Annotated in this window: 6 protein-coding genes and 1 riboswitch; of the genes, 2 read left to right on the plus strand and 4 right to left on the minus strand. The window is 69.9% G+C overall.

Annotated features, from left to right (window positions below):
- Positions 1 to 212: 212 nt before the first annotated feature.
- The 3 genes from ACFVWD_RS43170 to ACFVWD_RS43180 all read right to left on the minus strand — a co-directional run bounded on the left by ACFVWD_RS43170 (position 213) and on the right by ACFVWD_RS43180 (position 3,263).
- Positions 213 to 1,253: an NlpC/P60 family protein gene (locus ACFVWD_RS43170; RefSeq protein ID WP_389603413.1), complete on the minus strand. Its 1,041-nt coding sequence runs from the start codon at positions 1,251 to 1,253 to the stop codon at positions 213 to 215.
- A gap of 386 nt (positions 1,254 to 1,639) precedes the next feature.
- Positions 1,640 to 2,989 carry an NYN domain-containing protein gene (locus ACFVWD_RS43175; protein WP_389603415.1) on the minus strand — a complete coding sequence of 450 codons (1,350 nt, stop codon included), beginning with the start codon at positions 2,987 to 2,989 and terminating at the stop codon, positions 1,640 to 1,642.
- 34 nt (positions 2,990 to 3,023) lie between these two features.
- Complete coding sequence (locus ACFVWD_RS43180; protein ID WP_054231545.1) at positions 3,024 to 3,263, minus strand: hypothetical protein; 240 nt, start codon at positions 3,261 to 3,263, stop codon at positions 3,024 to 3,026.
- Between the two features lie 152 nt (positions 3,264 to 3,415).
- Between ACFVWD_RS43180 and ACFVWD_RS43185 the strand changes: the two genes are divergently transcribed.
- Positions 3,416 to 4,147 (plus strand): rhomboid family intramembrane serine protease, encoded by a 732-nt coding sequence (locus ACFVWD_RS43185; RefSeq protein WP_101408195.1) that lies wholly within the window; start codon positions 3,416 to 3,418, stop codon positions 4,145 to 4,147.
- Complete coding sequence (locus ACFVWD_RS43190; protein ID WP_101405598.1) at positions 4,144 to 4,425, plus strand: Lrp/AsnC family transcriptional regulator; 282 nt, start codon at positions 4,144 to 4,146, stop codon at positions 4,423 to 4,425. The genes ACFVWD_RS43185 and ACFVWD_RS43190 overlap by 4 nt, the downstream gene beginning before the upstream one ends.
- A gap of 61 nt (positions 4,426 to 4,486) precedes the next feature.
- Here ACFVWD_RS43190 and ACFVWD_RS43195 read toward each other — a convergent pair whose 3' ends face one another.
- Positions 4,487 to 5,848, minus strand: a complete 1,362-nt coding sequence (locus tag ACFVWD_RS43195; protein WP_389603416.1) for an aminotransferase class V-fold PLP-dependent enzyme — start codon at positions 5,846 to 5,848, stop codon at positions 4,487 to 4,489.
- A gap of 193 nt (positions 5,849 to 6,041) precedes the next feature.
- Positions 6,042 to 6,158: riboswitch (SAM riboswitch) on the minus strand.
- Between the last annotated feature and the right edge of the window lie 226 nt (positions 6,159 to 6,384).

The raw sequence follows: 6,384 nt of genomic DNA on the forward strand, positions 1-6,384 counted from the left end.
TGACGGTCCCCCGGAGTTGGGGGAAACGCGCCAGACAGTAGCCGTGCGACTACGCACCGGCCAAAGGCCTCCAGAGGCGCACAACGCGGCGCCCCGCCGGAGACGCAGGTCACCGACGGGGCGTGGGGTCAAAGGGAGTTACCGCGATTCGCCCGTTCGGGCGGCATGCACAGGGGGCCTCGAAAGGATCTCGGAGGGTTCGGGGAGCCGGATCAGACCCGGACGCCGAACTGGAACGCTCCGCCGATGGTGCTCATCGACTCGTAGCGCACGACCGTTCCGGTACGCGGGGCGTGCAGCACCTGGCCGTTGCCCGCGTAGAGGCCGACGTGGTGCAGGTCGCCGAAGAAGAAGACCAGGTCGCCGACCTGCAGATCGCTCTGCGAGTAGATGCGGGTGCCTATGGTCGCCTGCGACTCCGAGGTGCGCGGGATGGAGACACCGGCCTGGGCGTACGACCAGGAGGTGAAGCCCGAGCAGTCGAAGGAGCCGGGGCCGGTGGCTCCGTAGACGTACGGCGTGCCGATCTTGGTCTGTCCGGCGGAGAAGGCGGCACCGGCGCGCCCGGACGCGGGTGTACCGGGGTTGCCGAGAACGGTGCGCTCACTGGCGCGGGTGGCGCGGGACTGCTCCGCGTCGATAGCCGCCTTCTCCTTGGCCGTCAGGGAGTTGAGGAGCTTCTGCGCCGCGGCGAGCTTGGTCTGGACCGCCTTCTTCTGCTTGGCCAGTTCCGTACGGGTGTCGGCGAGGTCCTTGAGCTTCGCAGAGGCTTCCTGCCGCTGCTGGGCGAGCGAACGCTGCTTCTCCTGGACCTTCTTCAGCGCCTCGACCTGCTGACTACTCAGCTGGTCCATCGCGGACGCCTTGTCCAGGTAGTCGTCCGGGTTCGAGGAGAGGAACAGCGCCACGGAGGGGTCGATGCCGCCGGTGCGGTACTGGGCGCTGGCCATCGTTCCGAGCCCGTCACGCAAGGCGTTGAGCTCGTCCTGGCCGCGGGCCACGTTGTCCTGCAGGGTGCTGATTTCCTTCTCCAGCTTGTCCTGCTTCTCCTTGGCCCCGTCGAGCTTCTCGGTGGCCTGCTCGGTCTCCTGGTAGAGCTGGTCGACCTTGCTCTTGACCTCGTCCTTGCTCGGCTTCTCGCTGGGCGCGGCGTTGGCGGCGTTGGCGCTGAGGGCCACGGCTGCAGCGGCGGCGGTGGTGAGCACGGTCACACGGGTGCGGCTCGGCTGCTTGGGTCGACGGTGGGACGCCACGAAGGCGAGCTCCTTCTTCCTCCAGCCGCCTGCCGAGACGCCGACGGGCGGTGCCCCTCCGCCGTCGCTCCCAATGAGCGATCACCCGAGCGGAGGTTCGAGGCCAGACCCTAGTGACCTTCCTGTGATCAGTTCAAATCCAAACCTGAAAATTCTTAGTCACCCAGCGCATTCTTTGCACTCAACTCACGTGCAGTGATGCCAGCCTGACGCTACGTTGCGTGAAGGTTTCGCCAATTCGGGCACAACGCCTGGATGTTACGGATGGGACGTACGGGCCCTTTGGGGCGAACGGCACAGATCGCCGACTGCTGCCCAGTCGCTGCTTCGACCGCTGGATCAGCGCCGTTTCAGCCTCTTTTCAGCCGCTTTTTTCAGCCGCTTTTTCAGCCGCGCGAAAAGCGCTTGAGAAGCACCGCGGAGGCCACCGGGCGGGCGCCCGCCTTGGCGATCCCGTCGGCCACCTCACGGTCGGTGGAGACGACGATGACGGGCCGCCCGGGCGGCTCGGCGCGCACCAGCTGGCGGATCAACTCGTCCGCCGTGACACCCGCTTTGGAGAACAGCACCCGCACCCCGCGTGGCGGCGCGAGCAGCACGGGCGCCGCCAGCTCGGCCCCGTCGAAGACACACGTCACCTCGGCCCCGGTCTGCGCGGCGAGCTGCGAGAGCTGCCCCAGCAGTCTGAGCCGCTGCTTCTCCAGCGGCATCTGCGGATAGCCGGTCTTGGTGACGTTGTAGCCGTCGACGACCAGATGCGCCTGCGGCAGCGCGAGGAGCTGGTCGACGATCGCGGGATCATTTTCGGACAGGGCGCGGGCCGCGATGTCCTTGGGCGTCATGCGCCCCGGTTCGACCGCGTCCACGGTCTCCGCCGGCCGTACGGACACGGGCGGCAGCGCGAGCTCCCGGCGCAGCCCCTGGGCCGCCTCCAGTACGGTGTCGAGCAACAGCCGTACGCGCATGTCCTCGACGCTGCGACCCTCGCGTGCCGCCTTGCGGGTGGCCTCCAGGGCCGCTTCGGCCTCAGAGAGCCGCGCCTTGAGCCGCCGGGTCTCGCTCTCGGCGGCGGACACCTGGGCCTGCCCGTCCGCCCGCGCGGTGTCCATCTCGCCCTGCAGCTTGCGCAGCGCGGCCTCGCCCCGCTTGACGTCGCTGAGTGCGCCGCGCAACTTGCGGTGTAGCGATTCGGCTTCCCTCTTCGCGGACTCCAACTCCATGCGCAGCCGCTCGGTTTCGGCCTTGGTCTGACCACGCGCCTGCGCGAGCTCCTCACGCAGCCGCTCCAGCTCCGCCCGGCTCTCCTCGTCCGCGCGCTCGGCGTCCGCCCGCAGGGCCTCCTCGCCCGCGGCGGTCACCAGCTTCACCCAGCCCGTGGGGCGCAGCACATAGGCCGCGGCCGCCACGTCCAGCGGATCCGCGGCCGGTGGCGGCGCGCCCGAGTCGAGGGCACCGGCGAGCTCCGGCTGCGCCTCTCTGAGCTTCTCGGCGATACGCTGCCGGAACAGCGGATCGGTCTCCAGCGCGGCGGCCATGGCGTTACCGGCGAACTTCGCCCGCCGATTGGGGGCGAACCGCGCATACTGCCGCAATTGGGCGGGCAATTCGGCGACGGTCAACCCGCCGAACCCGTCCGACACGATCTGTACGACCCGTCGGCGCACACCGTCGGGCAGCGGACGGTCGAGCACCTCAGCGGCGCCGTCGTCCGGCTCCCCGCCTGTGGTCTCCACCATCCGTCACCCCAATGTCTGTGCGGGGCCCGCTCCCTCAGGAGCCGGCGCCCGGCCTGTCCACCAGTTCCACCTGGTCCACCGCGTTGCACCACCGGCAGCGCACCGACTCGATGGTCTCACTGACCACCTTGCGCTCCTCGACGTTCGGCTCACCGGCCAGGTCGAGGTGCACATACTCGACGACCTTGGACGAGCGGGTCACGTCGAATCGCGTGAGGTTGCCGCAGAGCGTGCAGCGCCAGCGAGTCTCGGCGGTCGGGAGGGGAACCGTCATGTGGCAGTCGCTTTCCTTCTAGTGTCCGTCCAGCGCCGGTCTCCGGCGCGTGTGGCTCGTTACCCTACGGCCTGGCGGGTACTCGACGCTCGGCCGTCCACGGCGGCGAGGCACTCTGTGCGCATCGGTCCGGTTACGTCATGCTCTGTCCCATGATCAGCACCTGGGGCACGGCGGTCGGCAGGACGATGCGCGGTCAGTCCGCGCCGGTGACGTACGGACTGATCTTCCTGTGCTGCCTGATCTTCCTGATCGGCCCCGCCTCGGGACTCAATCCGTCGTTCGGCACCGGAGATGCGCTCGTGGTCGCCCAGCGCGCCTACTTCCGGCGCTGGGGCGTGATCCCCGCCGAGCTCTTCGACGGGATCCCGAGCGCCTGGCTCACCCCGGCCACGGCCCTGTTCATCCACGGCAGCTGGCTCCATCTCCTGGGCAACATGCTCTTCTTCTACGTCTTCGGAGCGATGACCGAGGAACGCATGGGCCACGTCCAGTTCGCCGTCTTCTACGTGGTCTGCGGCTACCTCGCTCTACTGGGTTACGCGATCGCCAACTCCGGCTCCGAGCAGACCCTGGTCGGCGCCTCGGGGGCGATCTCCGCGGTCCTGGGAGCGTTCCTGTACCTGTTCCCCAGGGCCCGGGTGACCAGTCTCTTCCCGTTCCTCTTCTTCCTGCCGCTGCGCTTCCCCGCCTGGGTCGTGCTGCCCTTCTGGGTGACCCTGCAATGGCTGGCGGCAGGCCGCAGTCCCTCGGGCCCCGGGGTCGCCTATCTGGCCCACCTGGTGGGCTTCTCGCTGGGGTTCGTCTACGCGTGGGTGCGGTTCGGGCGGCCGACTAGAGTGAAAACCCCAGCAGCAGCCCCCGAGGGAGAAAACCAGCCGTGATCACCGCGATCGTGCTCATCAAGACCAGCGTGGACCGGATCCCCGAGATCGCCGAGTCGATCGCCGCGCTGGACAGTGTCAGCGAGGTCTTCTCCGTCACCGGTACGTACGACCTGATCGCCATGGTCCGGGTGAAGGCCCACGACGACCTGGCGGACGTCATCCCCGGCAAGATCAGCAAGATCCCCGGCGTCGAGGCGACGGACACCCACGTCGCGTTCCGCACGTACTCCCAGCACGACCTGGAGGCGGCGTTCGCCATCGGCCTGGACAGCTAGACACAGCCGCGCAATCTCTTCGGGGGTGTGGGGGCGGAGCCCCCACCTGCCGCCGACGGCCTCAGACCGCCGGGACGCAGCGGCCGTCCTCCGTGCGGTAGTTCCACTTCGCACCGTCCCGCACCAGTTCCTTCACCGCACGCACGAACCGCTCCACATGCTCGTCGGGCGTACCGGCCCCGAAGCTGACGCGGATCGCGTTGAGGGACTTCTCCCCGGGCGCCGCCTCGGGCGCCCCGCACTCCCCCTGCGTCTGCGGATCGCTGCCGAGCAGCGTGCGCACCAGCGGGTGGGCGCAGAAGAGACCGTCCCGCACCCCGATCCCGTACTCGGCGGACAGCGCGGCCGCGAAGTGCGAGCTGTTCCAGCCCTCGACGACGAACGAAATAACGCCGACGCGCGGGGCGTCGTCGCCGAAGAGCGACAGGACGCGGACCTCGGGCACCTCGGCCAGGCCGGCCCGGACGGCCCCGATCAGCTGCTCCTCGCGGGCGACGAGCGTGTCGAAACCGGCCTCGGTCAGCGCCTTGCAGGCGGCGGCGATGGAGTAGGCGCCGATCACGTTCGGGGAACCGGCCTCGTGCCGGGCCGCGCTCTCGTGCCACTCCACGTCCACGCCGCCGTCCACCCGTCGCGTGACCTTGCGGCTGGCGCCGCCGCCCGCGAGGTACGGCTCGGCCTCGCGCAGCCAGTCGGCGCGGCCGGCGAGCACGCCCGAGCCGAACGGCGCGTACAGCTTGTGCCCGGAGAAGGCGACCCAGTCGACGTCGAGGTCCCGCACCGACACCGGGTGGTGCGGGGCGAGCTGGGCGGCGTCCAGGACGATCCGGGCACCGTGCGCGTGTGCGGCGGTGGCCAGCTCACGCACCGGCCACAGCTCGCCGGTGACGTTCGAGGCGCCGGTGACACAGACCAGGGCCGGGCCGTGGGGGTCACGGGCGGCGAGGGCCCGTTCAAGGGCCGTGACGGCCTCCTGCGGGGTGCGGGGCGCGTTGAGGTAGGTGACCCGGGCGTCCTTCCAGGGCAGCAGCGAGGCGTGGTGTTCCGTCTCGAACACGAACACCTGGCAGTCGGCCGGCAGGGTGGCGGCGAGCAGGTTGAGGGAGTCGGTGGTGGAGCGGGTGAAGACGACCTGGTCGTCGCCCCGGCAGTCGAGGAACTCCGCGACGGTCCTGCGGGCGTTCTCGAAGAGGTCGGTGGACAGCTGGGAGAGGTACCCGGCGCCGCGGTGCACGCTGCCGTAGTACGGGGCGTACGCGGCGACGTCGTCCCACACCCGCTGGAGGGCGGGGGCGCTGGCGGCGTAGTCGAGCGCGGCGTAGGTGACCTCGCCGCCGGTCACGAGCGGAACGGTGACGTCTCGGCCCAGAACGGGCAAGGGGGCACAAATGGCCTGGTCGGCGGCAGCGGTGGAGACGGACATGGCGAGCTCCTGTGAGAGGCAGGCGGAATCGCTGCGCGGGCCGGGTGCACGGGGGTACGGGTGTGCAGCTGCACGGCTCGGCGCAGGGAGGAAAGGCAAAAGGGGTGTGCGGAGGCGGGGCTCTACGCCCTATCGCATTCGCTTGCTCACAGAAGGCTCCCTCGAACGACCAGGACCCCTGGGATTCTCGAGGGGTCCGCGCTTGCCGTAGACCTCGCTGCCTACGGCCTGGTCCTCACCCGGGGCACCCCGCCACGGACGGAGGGTTGCCGGACAGCCGGCCGGGGCCTGATGGCTGTCGCTCATGACCTGATACGGCATCCTGCCACAAGATCTTCCGCCCGCAACCCGGCGTCCGTATACCGGGACGCCGACTGGGGGCGGCCCCCGCGTTCCTCGCCCCCGCCGCCCCTACCCGTCCCATCCCCACCTGGGGGCTCCGCCCCCAGACCCCAAAAGATCGCGCAGTTCCCCGCGCCCCCAAAAAGGGGCGCGGGGGACTGCGCGTTCAACCCCCACCCACCCGCGGACGAACA

Origin of the sequence: Streptomyces sp. NPDC058086 (assembly GCF_042885015.1) — a bacterium.
Taxonomy (GTDB): Bacteria; Actinomycetota; Actinomycetes; order Streptomycetales; family Streptomycetaceae; genus Streptomyces.